The 16505-nt window shown below is 42.4% G+C and carries 13 protein-coding genes; 10 read left to right on the forward strand and 3 right to left on the reverse strand.

What is annotated here, in order from left to right; translation table 11 throughout:
* Nucleotides 1-232: 232 nt before the first annotated feature.
* The 6 genes from AOG26_RS07845 (at nucleotide 233) to AOG26_RS07870 (ending at nucleotide 9096) form a co-directional block, all read left to right on the forward strand.
* The gene (locus tag AOG26_RS07845) at nucleotides 233-1663 is read left to right on the forward strand and encodes a peptide MFS transporter (RefSeq protein ID WP_054561940.1); all 1431 of its coding nucleotides are present in this window, start codon (nucleotides 233-235) and stop codon (nucleotides 1661-1663) included.
* A 115-nt stretch (nucleotides 1664-1778) separates the two neighbouring features.
* Nucleotides 1779-4502 (forward strand): metallophosphoesterase, encoded by a 2724-nt coding sequence (locus AOG26_RS07850; RefSeq protein WP_054561941.1) that lies wholly within the window; start codon nucleotides 1779-1781, stop codon nucleotides 4500-4502.
* A 315-nt stretch (nucleotides 4503-4817) separates the two neighbouring features.
* Nucleotides 4818-5864, forward strand: coding sequence for a 4-hydroxyphenylpyruvate dioxygenase (hppD, locus tag AOG26_RS07855; RefSeq protein WP_054551780.1), 1047 nt, complete (start codon nucleotides 4818-4820; stop codon nucleotides 5862-5864).
* 143 nt (nucleotides 5865-6007) lie between these two features.
* Nucleotides 6008-7321, forward strand: a complete 1314-nt coding sequence (fahA, locus tag AOG26_RS07860) for a fumarylacetoacetase (RefSeq protein ID WP_054561942.1) — start codon at nucleotides 6008-6010, stop codon at nucleotides 7319-7321.
* 151 nt (nucleotides 7322-7472) lie between these two features.
* Nucleotides 7473-8624, forward strand: a complete 1152-nt coding sequence (locus AOG26_RS07865) for a M23 family metallopeptidase (protein WP_054561943.1) — start codon at nucleotides 7473-7475, stop codon at nucleotides 8622-8624.
* Entirely contained in the window at nucleotides 8614-9096 is a 483-nt protein-coding gene (locus AOG26_RS07870) for a bactofilin family protein (RefSeq protein WP_054561944.1), read from the forward strand. The genes AOG26_RS07865 and AOG26_RS07870 overlap by 11 nt, the downstream gene beginning before the upstream one ends.
* Here AOG26_RS07870 and AOG26_RS07875 read toward each other — a convergent pair.
* A complete protein-coding gene (locus AOG26_RS07875) occupies nucleotides 9093-9569 on the reverse strand; it encodes a hotdog fold domain-containing protein (protein ID WP_054561945.1) in 477 nt (158 codons plus the stop codon). The genes AOG26_RS07870 and AOG26_RS07875 overlap by 4 nt on opposite strands.
* Nucleotides 9570-9735: 166 nt before the next feature.
* Here AOG26_RS07875 and AOG26_RS07880 point away from each other — a divergent pair, with 166 nt between their 5' ends.
* The 4 genes from AOG26_RS07880 to AOG26_RS07895 all read left to right on the forward strand — a co-directional run bounded on the left by AOG26_RS07880 (nucleotide 9736) and on the right by AOG26_RS07895 (nucleotide 14177).
* A complete protein-coding gene (locus AOG26_RS07880; RefSeq protein ID WP_054561946.1) occupies nucleotides 9736-10908 on the forward strand; it encodes a multidrug effflux MFS transporter in 1173 nt (390 codons plus the stop codon).
* A 223-nt stretch (nucleotides 10909-11131) separates the two neighbouring features.
* A complete protein-coding gene (locus tag AOG26_RS07885; RefSeq protein ID WP_054561947.1) occupies nucleotides 11132-12973 on the forward strand; it encodes a S8 family serine peptidase in 1842 nt (613 codons plus the stop codon).
* Between the two features lie 98 nt (nucleotides 12974-13071).
* Nucleotides 13072-13704, forward strand: a complete 633-nt coding sequence (locus AOG26_RS07890; RefSeq protein WP_054561948.1) for a LysE family translocator — start codon at nucleotides 13072-13074, stop codon at nucleotides 13702-13704.
* An 8-nt stretch (nucleotides 13705-13712) separates the two neighbouring features.
* On the forward strand, nucleotides 13713-14177 hold the full coding sequence (locus AOG26_RS07895; RefSeq protein WP_054551787.1) for a methylglyoxal synthase: 465 nt from the start codon (nucleotides 13713-13715) through the stop codon (nucleotides 14175-14177).
* 32 nt (nucleotides 14178-14209) lie between these two features.
* On the opposite strand, the gene yegD is transcribed toward AOG26_RS07895, so the two are convergent.
* Both yegD and AOG26_RS07905 read right to left on the reverse strand, forming a co-directional pair.
* Nucleotides 14210-15577 (reverse strand): molecular chaperone, encoded by a 1368-nt coding sequence (gene yegD / locus AOG26_RS07900; protein WP_054561949.1) that lies wholly within the window; start codon nucleotides 15575-15577, stop codon nucleotides 14210-14212.
* 67 nt (nucleotides 15578-15644) lie between these two features.
* The gene (locus tag AOG26_RS07905; protein ID WP_054561950.1) at nucleotides 15645-16484 is read right to left on the reverse strand and encodes a DNA ligase; all 840 of its coding nucleotides are present in this window, start codon (nucleotides 16482-16484) and stop codon (nucleotides 15645-15647) included.
* Nucleotides 16485-16505: the final 21 nt, after the last annotated feature.

Consider the following 16505-nt stretch of genomic DNA (forward strand, 5'->3'; position numbering starts at 1 on the left):
AAGGGGCAAGTGTCGCAAGTTCTTCCCCTCTCCATAAGGTCTATGTATACTGTAGCGCACTTGTAGCTAGGATAAGGGTGTGTCCCTTTCCTTCAAGTACAAAACTTGAGCAACAAACCATTATCTTAGCTGCATCAAAAAACATGGCCGCCCGTTCACTAAATAAATACATAGAACGACCAAAGCAAAAACAATAAGGCCTCAAATAAAAACTTAGAGTTAGGAAGTAAATATGAGTTCATTACCTAAAGCAGGTGACTTTTTAGGGCATCCTAAAGGGTTATTCCTGTTGTTCGGCACAGAAATGTGGGAACGATTCGGTTATTACGGCATGCGCGCCATCTTAGTTTTATACTTAGTAGCGCTTGTACAAGAAGGTGGTTTTGGTTGGTCAAATGCAGACGCATTAAGCCTTTATGGTACCTTCACAATGGCTGTATACATCACCCCACTATTCGGTGGTTGGTTAGCCGATAACGTATTAGGACAACGTAAAGCAATTATCCTTGGTGGTTTATTGATGGCTGCAGGCCATTTCACTATGGGTATCCCACACAGCTACTTAGCTGGCCAAGAAGAAAATGTATTCTACATTGGTTTAACACTTCTTTGTGTGGGTAACGGTTTATTTAAGCCAAACATCTCAACTATGGTAGGTGATCTATACAAAGAAGGTGACCAACGTCGTGATGGCGCGTTCACTATCTTCTATATGGGTATCAACCTAGGTGGTGCATTAGGTCCTTTAGTTGCGGGTTATGCTGCAGCTGCAATGGGCTGGCAATGGGGTTTCATTGTAGCTGGTGTTGGTATGGTGTTATCTGTACTTTTACAGCTTGCATTAAGCAACAAATACTTAGGCGATATCGGTGTTGTGCCTTCTGCTAAGCTTTCTCAAGCACAGTCTGAATCAAACACTAAAGAGCCACTAACTAAAGTAGAAACTGACCGTATTAAAGTTATCTTTACTATGAGTGTATTCAGCATCATCTTCTGGATGGGCTTTGAACAAGCGGGTGGTTTAATGAACCTTTTCGCTAACGATTACACAGACCGTATGTTACTTGGTTTTGAAGTACCAGCTTCTTGGTTCCAATCTTTAAACTCAATTTTCATCATTGTTTTTGCACCTTTAGTTGCCATTATTTGGTTAAAGCTTGATAAACGTGAACCAAATTCACCGGTTAAGTTTGCTATTGCACTTATCTTCTTAGCACTTGGTTTCATCACTATGATCCTAGCGCTTATGACACAAGGTCAAGGTGAGCACCTACAAATCAGCATGATGTGGTTAGTTTTATTCTACTTATTCCACACCCTAGGTGAGTTATGTTTATCTCCAATTGGCCTATCTATGGTAAGTAAACTTGCACCTCTACGTTTAGCTTCAATGCTTATGGGTATTTGGTTCCTATGTACAGCGGTTGCAAACAAGATTGCAGGTTTCGTAGGTTCTTTCCTAGGTGAAGGTGAAGAAGCGTTAGACAACGCGATGGGTATCTTCATTGGTTTAGGCGCAACAGCGGTTCTTTCTGCTGTGATCATGTACTTACTAAGTGACAAACTAGTTGCTTGGATGCACGGTGCTGAAGGTCAACACGAGCCACAAACTACTGAGCACATCCTAGCTGAAGAGCTAGAAGTGACAGCTGAAAAGCAATAATACTTATTCCCCGTAGCACCCGCTGCGGGGAATTTCTCTCTCCCCTATTCCCTCAGCGCCCTTAAAACTGATACTATATTCTGATATTAATTTGGTTTGCAAAGGAACTGAGTAAGTGCGCTCTAACACTCAACTACTGGTTATTATTCTGACCAGCTTATTACTAACAGCATGCGGTGGCGATAAAACAACAAAAGAAGTCGCAACAGCTCCTGATCAGTCTGGTTTAATTATTTCTGTTGAAAATGGTTTATCGGCTGAATTTGCACAGGGCGATGTCACACTTAATGCAATAAGTAACACAGTCACAACAGACACCACATTTACTTACACTGAGACGAGCGCTTCAAGCACGGATATAGAGCAAGGTATTGTCTCGAGTATTCATACCTTTCGCCCTAATAACCTGATATTTGCTGAGCCATTAAGTTTAGCGATCAAATTACCAGATGAACAAACCAACCTTGCTTTTAGCATAGTGCAGTTAGTCGATGAGCAATGGCAAACTCTCAGTACAGAACAAAGCAATGATGGATTTGCAGTCAGTGCTATTACAGAATTTGGTAGCTTTGCTTTAATGTCTCGCACCGTTCCTGCAGCCAGTAAAACCATTGGCGAGCAATGTAATGACACTGCCAGTAACCAAACAGTACGCTTTATTCATGTTGCTGACTTACACGCGCGCTTTGGCTTTAAAGAGCAGTTATTCAGCCGTATTCGCAGTTACTACGACAAAGCTAAACTTGAAAACCCTAACACCTTATTCACCAATGGCGGTGACGATTATGAAAAGGGCACCGTAGCAGAACAAACATCACAAGGTTTAGCCACAGTCGAAGCAATAAAAGCCATGGCCTTTGACGTACGTGTGATTGGTAACCACGACTATGCATGGGGACCTGAGCAACTACTGGACTTTGCCGATGACGATAATGCCATCGTGCTTTCAAGTAACACCGAATATGATGGTAGCGATGATACGCCGTTTGCCGGTGTCGATTTTTCGGTTGTTCAAGTAGGTTGCCTTCGTATCGGATTTTTTGGCATGACTTCAGTGCCTTGGAATGAACTCGATGAACCAGTTGAAGATGAGCCAATTCCTGATTTTATCGCTAATTTCAAAATGAATTGGCAGTGGCAAGAAGTGGCTGAGCAGCTTGTTAACCAATACCGTCAAGATGTTGATTATATGGTCATGGTCAGTCACTTAGGTGAAGGCACTGACACCCGCATTGCACAAAATGTTACTGGAATTGATTTAGTGCTTGGTGGGCATACCCATGGCGGTGAAAGTTATCAAACCTTAGATAACGGCAGTATTGTTATTCAGCCAAACTTTTTTGCACAAGGTCTAACGGATCTTACCTTAACCTTTAACCTTGAAGACAAAACTCTTGCAGATGTTGATTACAATACCGTCGCAACCACCAGCATTACAAGCCGAGATGAAAGCACTAAGGCCGCTATCGATGAAATCATGGGTCGCTATGCCCCAGATGCAAACACCGAAATTGCCGTTTCAGAAAACTACCCCACTGCAGAAGAACTCACCACGATTATAGCCAAAGCAACTATGCAGCAGTTCCCTGCTATTGATGCAGCGTTACTAGATGCAAGCCAAGTACAAGATCGTTGGCTACCGGGTACATTAACCCAAGAAGATTTTCATGCAGCATTTAAGGTTGAACGCCAACCATCGAATACCCCGGGCTTTAATTCAATTTATCAAGTTGAGGTGACTGGCAGCCAATTGAAAAGCATGCTCGAAAGCCAGCCAGAATGGGTCTCTTTAGTGCCAGATAACATTGATGATGCAAGCACTTACCTCGTTGCTCTATTTAAAGGCCCAGCGCTAAATAGCGAATTGTTCTTCCCTGCTCTGCCAAACTTAGAAGCACAATTGGTCGCTGAAAGTTGGTGGCTGCTTGATAACTACGCGCGAGCACGCACCAGCCAATGTTTATATATCGATACCGATAACATGCTTAATGCGTGTAAAGCAGATGATGCGGTCACAGTATGGAATTTTAATAACCCTGAGCAAGGCTTTAGCAGTGACTTTGGCCCTGCAACACTCAGCTTTTATGACCCTGAAGACAGCAATTGGGGACCAGAAGATAGCCAATTTGCCACCACCACTGAGCTTGAAATTACTGATTTACCAAGTGGTGCCTCAGGTGTGCTCGCCTTTGCTCGCCATAGCCCAACGCAAGGCTTAACCTTAACGGCCAATAGTGCTGCAAACGGTGATTACCAAACAGAAGGCCTTATCGCTGATTACACCTTAGTGATGGATATTATGTGGCCAGAACAAAGCACCAATGAGTGGCGCTCATTACTACAAACCGATATCACTAACAGTGATGACGCAGATCTTTACGTCAGCCGAGATAACGCCATCGGTATTGCCACCAGTGACAGTGGTTACTTTGGCGAGCTTTTGGCAAACAGCTGGCACCGTATTGCTTTTGTGTTTTATGCTGCTCCAAACAACGGTGCACTAAAAATTTATCTTGATGGCGAGCTGATTGGTATTAAAGATGAAGGTGAAATCAATGGGCGCTGGGCAATCAACGATGCGGTCTTACTTTTAACCGATAATGACTATGAAACTAAGCCGGGTTACTTAAACGCCTTGTTATTTGCTGGTCGTGCAATGACTGATACCGAGATTGCTAATATGGGTGCTGCACAGCAGCAACTTAATTTTACGCAATCAACCCGTACCTTAAACCAAGTGGTTGAGCGCCATTATCAAGCTGCGCCACAAATTATGAATAACCCTTGGTTACAACAACGAAGCAAGTTTTTTAACAAAGCGCGCCAAACTGTAAACTAAGCTATACAATCAACTTAATAAAAAAGGCCATTTCTGGCCTTTTTTATTGCCTGATAAATACTTAAATTTACGTTTAAATACATATAGATAAGCACAAAATAGAATAGTAGATATTAGTCAACCTAGTGGCTTACTCATTGCCTTTGAAACTGCAATTGCTGAAATTAAAATCATTGTCCCATTTAATTTACAAAAGGGGCTTTGGCTAAATAGTGCGGGGATCTTCCCCTTATTGAGATTCTGGTTAATCATCCGCTCATTACAGAACAATAATTCTTTTTTAGCGCAGTGCTTATAATTGCGGGAGTAATGACAATGAGCGAAGTAAATAATCCATTAGGCCTAATGGGCATTGAATTCACTGAATACGCAACACCAGATGCAGATTACATGGACAAAGTGTTTACTGATTTTGGCTTCTCAAAGCTAAAAAAATTCAAAGGTAAAGACATTGTTTACTACAACCAACATGACATTCATTTCTTACTAAACAATGAACGTGAAGGTTTCTCTGCTGAATTTGCTAAAAGCCACGGCCCGGCAATCTGTTCTATGGGTTGGCGTGTAGAGAATGCACAAAAAGCATTCGAAGTTGCTGTTGAGCGCGGTGCAAAACCTGCAACAGACTCAACTCACAAAAACTTACCATACCCTGCTATTTACGGTATCGGCGACAGCTTAATTTATTTCATCGAGCAATTTGGCGACAAAGGTTCTATCTATGAGTCAGATTTTGAAGATTTAAACGAGCAAAACATTGTTGAAGACAAAGGCTTCATCCGTATCGACCATTTAACCAATAACGTTTATAAAGGCACGATGGAAACATGGGCTAACTTCTATAAAGACGTATTTGGTTTTACTGAAGTTCGTTACTTCGACATTAAAGGTCAAAAAACAGCGTTATTATCTTACGCACTTAAATCTCCGTGCGGTACTTTCTCGATTCCAATCAACGAAGGTAAAGATAACAATAATAACCAAATCGATGAGTACTTAAATGAGTACAATGGTCCGGGTGTACAGCATTTAGCATTCCTAACGAATGACCTAGTAAGCTCACTTGATAAGCTTGACCAATCAACGATTGCGACGCTTGATATCATCCCTGAGTACTACGACACTATTTTTGACCGTGTGCCTTGGGTTAAAGAAGATAAAGAGAAGATCCGTAAGCATCAGATCCTAGTAGATAGCCAAAGCGAAAATTGTTACCTACTACAAATCTTCTCGAAGAACCTATTCGGTCCTATCTTTATCGAGATGATCCAACGTGTAGATGACGGCGGTTTCGGTGAAGGTAACTTCCAAGCGCTTTTCGAATCAATCGAACGTGATCAAGAGCGTCGTGGTGTAATCTAGTTCATCATGATGAATAAAAAGCAGCGTTATTCACACGCTGCTTTTTGTCGTTTTAAATTCTGTTTTAAACTAACTGTTTAAATTGCGTTGATTGCCTCCATATAGATAACTAATAAATCAGCGCGAACCAATAAGGAAAGAGTATGAGCCTAATTAACGAAACCCACGATATTAATCTAAAAAGCTGGGTTGCATCTGCTAACGAAGCGAACTGTGACTTCCCAATTCAAAACCTTCCTTTTGCAGAAGTACGTCGTAAAAATTCAGACGAAGCGTTCCGTGGCGCTGTAGCAATTGGTGATCAAGTTATCGACTTAGCAAAAGTAAATGAACTTGGTTTATTCTCTGGTGATGCACAAGTTGCTGTTAAAGCCGCAAGCCAAGCTACACTCAATGAATTTATGGGTCTTGGTCAGCAGTATTGGTCTGCACTTCGTCTAGCATTATCAAAAGCACTTCGTGAAGGTGCGAGTGAGCAAGCGCAATTAAGCGAAGCGCTTATCGCTCAAGCAGAGATCGAATTTGCGCTGCCGTGTCGCATTGGTGATTACACTGACTTTTATACTTCTATTTACCACGCAACAGCGGTAGGTAGTCTATTCCGCCCTGATAACCCACTTCTACCTAACTATAAATGGGTACCAATTGGTTATCACGGCCGCTCATCGTCAATTGATGTTTCAGGTCAAACGTTCCACCGTCCTAACGGTCAAACTAAAGCGCCAGATGCAGAAGCACCATCATTCGGCCCTTGTAAACGCCTAGACTACGAACTTGAGTTAGGCATTTACCTTGGTAAAGGTAATGAATTAGGCGATGCAATTGCCATTGAAAATGCTGAAAACCACGTATTTGGTTTCTGTGTATTTAATGACTGGTCTGCACGTGATTTACAAGCATGGGAATACCAGCCGCTTGGTCCATTCCTTGCGAAGAACTTCGCTTCGACTGTATCTCCTTGGATTGTTACCACAGAAGCACTGGCACCATTTAGAACAAATTGGACACGTGACGAAAACGATCCACAACCAATGGACTATTTAGAGTCAGCTCATAACCGTGAGTTTGGTGCATTCGATATCAAAATGGATGTGCAAATTGAAACTGAAAAGATGCGTGCGGCTGGCGAAGCACCAACACAAGTATCTAAATCAAGCTTCAAACACTCTTACTGGACAGTCGCGCAAATGGTGACTCACCACACAGTAAATGGCTGTAACTTCCAACCAGGCGACATGTTAGGTTCAGGTACGCAATCAGGTCCTGAGCACGAAGAAGCTGGTTCATTATTAGAACTATCACGCGGTGGTAAAGAAAAGATCACCCTAGCTAATGGCGAACAACGTGCTTTCTTGGAAGATGGCGACAACGTAATCATGCGTGGTTGGTGTGAAAAAGACGGTTTTGCACGTATTGGTTTTGGTTCAGTCGAAGGTACAGTACTACCTGCAAAATAAAAATAACTAGCTATTTTTATTTCCAGAACAACGATTAAGGGCATTTTTTGCCCTTTTTTTTGCATTTTTTTCAGTTGAGTTACAATTTTTTGCTGGCTTTTTTAAATCAGATTGCTATCTTAGCTCGGTTATTAGTCAAATTTTGTACGCCATGTTAGTTAAACTTAAGTCTTTTTATCGCACGTTTTTTCCAGCTAGACAGCTGTTGATCCGTCAGAATGGCGAGGTAAAACACTTAGTATTAGCCCCTTGGGTGCAATTAACGACTTTACTAGTCATTTTAACTGCTATTGTTTGGTTAAGCATTTCGACACTACAAATCATTTCTCAAGCTGACAAGATCACCAGCATTGAACAAACCCAGCTTACGAAACAACAAGAATGGCAAAAACAGCATTATCAGCAACAAGCTGTCTATGAAAAACAGCTCGAGCAATTAGCCGTACTTGAACAAAAGCAAGCGCTATTGCAAAGCATGATCGAGTCATTACCAGAATCAATGAACAAACCGGCACTGCCAACCGACGCAGAGCCATTGCTTTTACCTGTTCAGGAGCACGCTGAAGAGTTTCACGCACCTTTAGAAGATGAACAGCAACCAAAACAAGTTAAACGCTTAGAGAGCATTTCTGAGCGCCTAGCTCGCCTTGATGCAGCTTATAACAACAGCTTTGTTGTATTAGATGAGCAAATTAAACTTCGCCACCAAGAAATTGTTGCTATGTTAGAGGGCGCAGGCCTTGATAGTAGCCTTGCCAATGGTTCGGTATTAGAAGGTACAGATACAGCACAGGGTGGCCCATTAGACTTATTCGACGAATCAAAAATCCCTCTTGAGTTTTTAGCAATTGCCGACAAATTGCTGGCATTAAATAACCTCGAAAACTTACTGAGCGAATTACCACAAACACTTCCTGCTGCCGATTACTACATTTCAAGTAGTTATGGTCTACGAAAAGATCCAATGAATGGCCGCCGCGCTTTTCACAAAGGCGTTGATTTAGCAGGTTGGCATAAAACCGAAATTTTTGCTCCCGCTGACGGCACCGTTTTACGTGCTGGTCGTAATGGCGGTTATGGCAACTTTATCGAACTACAACACAAAAATGGCTTCGTTACTCGCTTCGGTCACCTTAATAAAATTAAGGTTAAAAAAGGCCAAACAGTGACTAAAGACGATGTCATCGGCTTAATGGGTAGTACTGGCCGTAGTACCAGCACTCACCTACATTACGAAGTTTTAGTGAATGGCAAACATGTCAACCCGGTTAAAATAACAAAGGCGCTTTCTCGTGTTCGGTAAAAAAAAACAATCAGCAGCTAGCTCGTCTGGCTCATCTTTAAAAAGAACCAACCACACCCCTTCTATTATTTCTGAAGACGTTCGTTTAACTGGCGGCCTCAGCAGCCAAGGTGAAGTTCAGCTTGACGGTCGCATCGAAGGCGATTTACGTGTTAAACATTTAGTGATTGGTCACACTGGCATGATTGAAGGTGTTATTGAAGCTGACAGTGTCATCGTCAAAGGTAAAATTATTGGTTCGCTTATTGCCAATAAAGTGACTATTGAAAGCACTGCAGAAGTTCATGGCGATGTATTTCATGACACCCTGAGCATCGAAGCCGGCGCAATCATTGAAGGCAGCTTAAAACATCGTAATGAAGAAGATAATGTGGCGCCTATTAAGCCTGAAGAACAAAACAGTTCTTCAATACTGGCTGATGATGACAACGACCTGTCGTTTGTAAACAAACAAGCCGCTGATAAGTCTTAACGTTTTTTAGCGGTTACATACATTGTAATATCCGCGGTGAAAACGAGTTCATCGCGGCTATTATAAACCTTCACTGGTACTAGCAAGTCTTGCTTTTCTAACCACTCACTCGGCACGTCTATCTGGGCAACAGCACGCATATCTGTGTCAATTTTCGCTAAATAATTCACTGTCATGCCTTTTGGGATCCAGCGATGTGTTTTTGCCGGCACAGTTGCATCAACCATCAAGCCAGCGCATAGCTCAGCAACATTACATTGTGCAATTGCATGGATGGTACCAATGTGATTATGGATTGCTCGGCGATTTTTAACAGTTGCGCTGCAATGCCCAGCAGTTAAATCTGTGATCAATGGCTTTATTGAACCAAAGTAAGGGGCTTTAAAGCACACGGCTTTACTAAACAACCAGTTACCCTTCGGCAGTGACAGGCATTTAGTCCAAATTTTTAATAATGATGATTGTGAGCTCACGACGTTTATCCATTATTTTTATGATGTGAGATAAAAAGCTAACACATCAGACCAGATAGCGAAATGGAAAATTTTTGTTAGCAGTTTTAATGATTACACATTTCGCTAAGTGAACGCTTTTCTTTTCCTTTAGGGGCACATAAAATACCGTTTTAAAGGAGAGCGAATGCAGTCACGCCAGCACAAAAACCTCAGCTTACTATTTATTCTTGGCCTTCTGGTTATCTTTAGCCCGTTAGCAATTGATATTTACTTACCCGCTTTTCCGACCATTGCAGAACAATTCAGCGCTTCAGAAAAGCAAATTCAGCAAACCGTCGCTATTTTTATGCTTACCGTTGGGCTTGGACAGCTCATTGCAGGGCCATTAGCAGATAAATTTGGTCGTAAGCCTGTGGCAATTACCGGTGTGACAATTTATGGTTTAGCGGCTTTTGGCGCGTATCTGGCACCTGATTTTACAAGCCTGATGATTGCAAGAGCACTGCAAGGTTTGGGGGCCTGTGCCACATTTGTAGTAGCATTTGCCATTGTAAGAGATAGATTTGGTAGTGAACGTAGCGGCCAAATCATTACTTATCTTAATGGTATCGTCTGCTTTATCCCTGCCCTCGCGCCAATTTTAGGTGCTTGGCTCACAGTACAGTTTGGCTGGCGCATGAACTTTTTATTCATGGCTGTATTTGCACTCATTGGTTTATTCATAACCTTGTTAATGTACAAAGAAACCCGCCCTGCAGATAGTGTATATAGTGGTCATATTCTTGACCTGCGCCGTTTTATGCCAATTATCAGCACGCCATTGTTTTTATTTCATAGCTTAATTTGCTTGGTAACTATGTCGGCTATTTTAGTCTTCGTTACGTTAGCACCTGGCTGGCTTATTACTAAATTAGGTGGCAGTGTTACCGACTTTACTTTCTGGTTTACCTGTAATGCGGTCTTGAGCATTGTTGCAAGCTTTATTATGCCACTTTACATCAAACGCCAACCAAAACGCGCGTTAAAAGCAGGACTCTTGTTGCTTGTAATCGCAGGTGCCTTAATGTTGGCCTTTAGCCAACAACGTACTGCGCTTGCCTTGATGTTTCCGATGTTTATTGCTGCGTTTGGTTTTGCACTGACACTTGGCTCATCAGCAGGCCGTGCACTAAGTTTATTTCCTAAGCAAGCAGGCACAGCATCAGCACTTATTGGCTTAATGCAAATGAGTGGCGCAAGCTTATTAGTGTTTATAACGCAATTGTTAAACTTGACTACACCAGTATTAATTGGCGTGCATTTTTTAATGCTCATCCCTTTCACCTACTTATTGTTCAAATATAAGCACTTGTCATAAAAAAGTTTTATCATACTTTTAGTCATAACGGGTAAATGAGAATCGTTATACTCTATTTATCCGTTTAGACATCTTGTTATTTCCTACCGTTATAAAAAGCATCTTTCTAGAATAATTTGTTCCAGTTTTGTGGATTATTTTACTTGTACCTATAGAGCCATTAATCTATTGTTTACTCACGTTAACATTTGGTTAACTCAAAAACATGTTTGGGATACGAATTATGAAAAAGAATAAATTAGCATTAGCACTGATCATCAGTGGACTATGTGCAGCAGGAACTGCAAACGCAGCAAATGACCGTTACATCATCCAAGTAGACAACAATAAAAAAGGCGTAGTTAAAGCACTCGCTAAAAAGCTTGGTGGTGATATTAAAGTTGATGGTAATGGCTTTATTGCAGCGCAATTTACAGGTCATGACCTTGCAAGCGTAAAAGGCTTACTAAACAACCCTCACATCAAACTAATTGAAGAAGACCAAAAGCGTGTACCAATGGCGCTTTATAACGATGACGCTGGTAATGCAATGCAGCAGCAATTAACGCCATACGCAGTTTACCAATCACAAGCTGATCAAGTTACCTTCGATGCAAATGCTGGCATGAAAGTCTGTGTGATTGACTCAGGTTTAGATGCTACAAACCCTGATTTCGTATGGGGTAACATTACAGGTGATAATGACAGTGGCACAGGCAACTGGTACGACAATGGTGGCCCACATGGTACCCACGTAGCAGGTACTATTGGCGCAGCAGACAATAATGTTGGTGTGGTTGGTATGGCGCCCGGTGTGGCAATGCACATCATAAAAGTATTCAACGCTGAAGGCTGGGGTTACTCTTCAGACTTAGCACACGCAGCAGATTTATGTTCTCAGGCAGGTGCAAATATCATCAGCATGAGCCTTGGTGGCGGTGGTTCAAATAGCACCGAGTCTAACGCATTTGCTAATTTCACAAGCGCTGGCGGTTTAGTTGTTGCTGCAGCGGGTAACGATGGTAACAACGTACGTTCATACCCTGCAGGCTATCCATCAGTAATGATGGTTGGTGCAAATGATGCGGACAACCAAATTGCAGATTTCTCGCAATTCCCTAGCTGTACATCTGGTCGCGGTAAACGCGCTACTACAGATGAAACTATCTGTGTTGAAGTAACAGCAGGTGGTGTTGATACTCTTTCTACTTACCCTGCTGGTATGGCAACGTCAGCTAGCTTAGCAGCTGATGGCGCAGGCTTTGCTACTTCATCAATGGAAAACGCGGGTAATTCATCAGGCACGGCGTATTACATGGGTACTGCTGAAAGCGTAGATGCTGGCGCAGCGGGGAAAATTTGTATGATTGACCGCGGCAATATCTCGTTCTATGACAAGGTAAATAACTGCGAAAACTCAGGCGGTATCGGGGCTGTTATCATCAATAACGAAGCTGGCATGTTATACGCTACATTAGGCGATACTAACGATACAACAATTCCAGCTGTCGGTGCGGCACTTGAAGACCGTTCAGCTCTTCTTTCAAGCACAACTATTGATATCGCAATTGGTACTAGTGATTATGGTTTCATGAGCGGTACATCAATGGCAACGCCTGCTGTTTCAGGTATCGCAGCGCTAGTATGGTCAAATCACCCTGAGTGTACGGGTACAGAAATCCGTGATGCACTAAAAGCAACGGCAGAAGATCAAGGTGCTTCCGGTCACGATGTTTACTTCGGTCACGGTATTGTTAAAGCAGCTGACGCAGATGCATACCTAACAGCCAATGGCTGTTCAGGTGGTGGCGATAATGGCGGTGGCACAACACCAGGTGGTGATGATATTAGTCTTTCTACTTCAGGTTATAAGTCAAAAGGCACTAAATACATTGATTTAAGCTGGAGTGGCGCTGCTACAAGCACTGTAGATGTTTACCGTAATGGTAGCAAAGTAGGCTCAGTGGCAAACACTAACAGCTATACTGACACTATCACAACAAAAGGTGGTGGCACTTACACTTACCAAGTATGTGAAGCACAAAGCACAACTGTTTGTTCAAACAACAGCACTGTGACGTTCTAATACTTTCCCCAACCCAAATCAGCGGGCATTGATTGTCCGCTTTTTCTTTTTCTAGAAGCTTGTTAAAATCAACTACCTAGCTTTTTATCTTTGTGCCGATGATCAATCCAGAATTTCTACTGTCGTTTTTAGGCGCCAGCTTTTTAATTGCCGTGGCCCCCGGCCCTTCTAATGCATTTTTAATGGCACAAACCTTTGCCAATGGCCGTAAAGCCGGGATGCAAAGTGCCTTTGGTTTTGCCTTAGGTGGTGTGGTGCATACTTTTTTTGCGGTGGTAGGTTTAACGGCAATTTTAAAAGCGTCGACTGTTGCCTATACCACAGTTCAGTATTTAGGTGCGGCGTACCTGTGCTATTTAGGCGTAATGACGTTAAAAGACACCTTTACACAGCCTGAGTCAGAGTGCGAAGAAAAACCCCATGTAAGTACCAGTAAAAAGCAAAATGTGATGTTTCAAGCAATGATGACCGAGGTACTTAATCCAAAAGTCGCTCTATTCTTTATTGCGTTTATTCCGCAGTTCGTCGATCCGAGCTTATCTTCAACGACCTTTCAGCTCGCTTTTTTTGGTTTACTTTACCCGCTTTTTGCTTTTCCAATCGACTGCACGTATATTTATTTCGGCGATAAGATAGCCAGTTATTTTCGTGAGCACCCACAAACCCAGATTTGGATTGATCGGATCACGGGGCTGGTGTTTATTGCACTAGCAATTAACCTATTGATATAAGAGCACTTATGGAACAAAAACAACAAGCCTTACCAGCCAAAAAGAATATTGCCCTCGTAGCCCATGATGGTAAAAAAGCAGCCCTACAGGCGTGGTGTGAAAAGCACCAAGACATTTTAAGTAAGCACACGCTATACGGTACGGGCACAACAGGTCATTTAATCGAGCGTACAACAGGGCTTGAAGTAATTAAGCTGCTAAGCGGCCCTATGGGTGGCGATCAACAACTTGGTGCTAAAATTGCTGAACATGAAGTGCACATGCTGGTGTTTTTCTGGGATCCACTTGCATCGCAGCCACACGACCCAGATGTAAAAGCATTACTGCGTTTAGCTGCGGTTTGGAATATTCCTGTTGCCTGTAATGAAGTCAGTGCCGATATGCTATTAAGCTCACCTATGATGGAAACTGAGCTGTGCCGCACGTTGCCAGATTACGAAAAATACCTCGCAACGCGCCAAGTGACTCTTTAGTTCTATAAGTCGATATATCAAAGTGGGGGCTATTAGCTATAAAGCTTGTGCGCCCACTTAGTTAAACCTGCAGTAACACTACCAAAGTGATCCCCGTTCAGCATATTTATATCGCCTAAATGGGATTTTAACGCGGCCTTTATCAGCGGTGATTGCGCGCTACCGCCCGTTAAGTAAATGACATCAGGCATTGTGCCAGCTTCTTGAATCGCTTGTTTAGCTAAGCTCACTATCTGGCTTATTGAGTCATCAACAGCTAAAGCTAGATCTTTTAGCGTTAAGCACTGCGTTAAGTCTGAATCTAAGAAGCGCAAATCTGTAGTAAATTCATTCGCTGACGAGAGCGCAATTTTTGCCGCTTCACCTTGCTGCACTAATTGGTGACCTTGCTTATTTTGCTGCAATTGAATTAAGCGTTTAAAAAGCGCAGGCTCTTTAACTTCACGAAGTTGAGTCAGTAACTCGCGATGATGGGCATCGCTATAAAACTGGCTTTGCAGATTTACATCATTGATTTTACAGGCTTGCCAAAACGGTTGATTCGGCAGTGGAAGACCCGATTTAAACTCAGTGCCTAAACCTAGTAATGGCATTAAACCATGAAAGCTCAGCGCAATATCTAAATCATTTCCACCTACACGCTTACCACTGTGAGCTAAAAAGTCATTGTCACGGCATTGCTTATCACGAAAGCTCGGCCCCATTTGTACAAATGAGCAATCGCTAGTACCCCCGCCAATATCGACAACCAACACTTTTTGGTCTTGCTGCAATGAGGTTTCATAATCAATGCCCGCCGCTAATGGTTCATATAAAAACGACACCTCTTTAAAGCCTGCGCGTTTTGCTGCTCGCTCTAATATACCGAGCGCTTGTTGATTAGACTCTTCACCACCGACTGATTGAAAGTTTACCGGTCGTCCAATTACCGTTTCTGTTAATGTGTCTTGCAATGATTGCTCGGCGCGTTGTTTAATTTTTAAAATCATCGCCGTGGCAATGTCTTCAAAGAAGTTTATTTGCCCTTGCTTTAAGCCTACTGCACCAAAGAATGACTTAGGCGATTTTACAAAGTAACCTTCTTCAGGAAATTGCACATACTCACTAATTGCTTCTCGACCTATAAATAAGGTCTCATCACCAGTTTGAATATCGAGGTCAGATTTAATACGAGGAATGGTATTTAAAAGCGCTTGTCGCTCAGTTTTAAAGTCGTGCTCAAATGGGCTACCCGTAAGGTGTTTTGTCACAAAATCGACAACTAATGCACTGTGATGAGTATAAAGTGTTGAGGGTAAATATTGCTTGCCCTGCTCAAGCGGCACTAAAGAGACTTGTTGCTCGTTATTCATTACACCGATTGCACAATTTGAGCTACCGTAATCAAAGCCTGCAAACATTCTAACACCTATACATCAATAAAAAGGCCGCGAAATTTACCATAGTCGCAGCCGTTTTTGAATGACGCTATGGCGTTTCATGTAAAAAGCTTGCAAAACGTGGTAGGCCATTCTTAGTAAAGCCATGATATTTGTAGGTAATAGTACTACCTATCGCTGGGGGCGATGATCTTTGTTGATCGGTAAACCCCGAGCCAATTTTAAACTCGGTACCATCACTGCTGCGCACCTTGAGTGCACCAAGCATATTTTTATACTTACCCTTTCCTGCGATATAACCGATTACAACCGCTTCAGCGTCAAAATAAGGCTTTAACTTTAGCAATGCATCACTTCGCCCTGCACTATGCTTTGCAGCTGCTAGATGCAGCATGACGCCCTCAGCTCCTTGTGCGATTAGTTCATCCATAAACAAACTAAGTTGCTTGTTATCATTAAAGTGCATTTGCGCAACGGCTTTAATATGCTCACTTTGCAGCTGGTTTACTAACCTTGTGTAGTTTTCATAACGTTGACTAAATGGCGTTGTCGCATCCGGCATATCAAATATCATGTAATTGACGGTTTGCCATTCTGATTCTACAGGTGTGACTTTTCGAACGATCCCGCTCACATTGGCAAAATCTTGGTGCTTAGTCCAAAGCTCTCCATCAAGCCAAACACCTGGCAGTGGATCTGTGAACCACTTGGGGGCATAAATTGGGTTACCATTTCGGGTTACTAATTGACTCCCTGTCCAAATAGCCCGAACGCCATCATATTTTTCACTAACTAAATAGTCAGATACATTTACCTTTTCGGCTTGATAGACGTTTGCTAAAAGCACTGAAGGAGCTTGTTGCGCTTCGGCTGAAAAGCCTATAAATAACGTGATTGCGCACAAAAGCGCACGAGTGAATTTAACCATTATTGCTTCCTTGCAAATTTG

Origin of the sequence: Pseudoalteromonas sp. UCD-33C, from assembly GCF_001306895.1 — a bacterium.
In the GTDB taxonomy this organism is placed as follows: Bacteria; Pseudomonadota; Gammaproteobacteria; order Enterobacterales; family Alteromonadaceae; genus Pseudoalteromonas.

Excerpts from the sequence above, each read along its gene's own strand:
- AOG26_RS07865 (WP_054561943.1), top strand. The coding sequence starts at position 7,473 with ATGTTAGTTAAACTTAAGTCTTTTTATCGCACGTTTTTTCCAGCTAGA.
- yegD (WP_054561949.1), bottom strand. The coding sequence starts at position 15,577 with ATGTTTGCAGGCTTTGATTACGGTAGCTCAAATTGTGCAATCGGTGTA.
- fahA (WP_054561942.1), top strand. The coding sequence starts at position 6,008 with ATGAGCCTAATTAACGAAACCCACGATATTAATCTAAAAAGCTGGGTT.
- hppD (WP_054551780.1), top strand. The coding sequence starts at position 4,818 with ATGAGCGAAGTAAATAATCCATTAGGCCTAATGGGCATTGAATTCACT.
- AOG26_RS07905 (WP_054561950.1), bottom strand. The coding sequence starts at position 16,484 with ATGGTTAAATTCACTCGTGCGCTTTTGTGCGCAATCACGTTATTTATA.
- AOG26_RS07845 (WP_054561940.1), top strand. The coding sequence starts at position 233 with ATGAGTTCATTACCTAAAGCAGGTGACTTTTTAGGGCATCCTAAAGGG.
- AOG26_RS07890 (WP_054561948.1), top strand. The coding sequence starts at position 13,072 with ATGATCAATCCAGAATTTCTACTGTCGTTTTTAGGCGCCAGCTTTTTA.
- AOG26_RS07885 (WP_054561947.1), top strand. The coding sequence starts at position 11,132 with ATGAAAAAGAATAAATTAGCATTAGCACTGATCATCAGTGGACTATGT.
- AOG26_RS07895 (WP_054551787.1), top strand. The coding sequence starts at position 13,713 with ATGGAACAAAAACAACAAGCCTTACCAGCCAAAAAGAATATTGCCCTC.
- AOG26_RS07880 (WP_054561946.1), top strand. The coding sequence starts at position 9,736 with ATGCAGTCACGCCAGCACAAAAACCTCAGCTTACTATTTATTCTTGGC.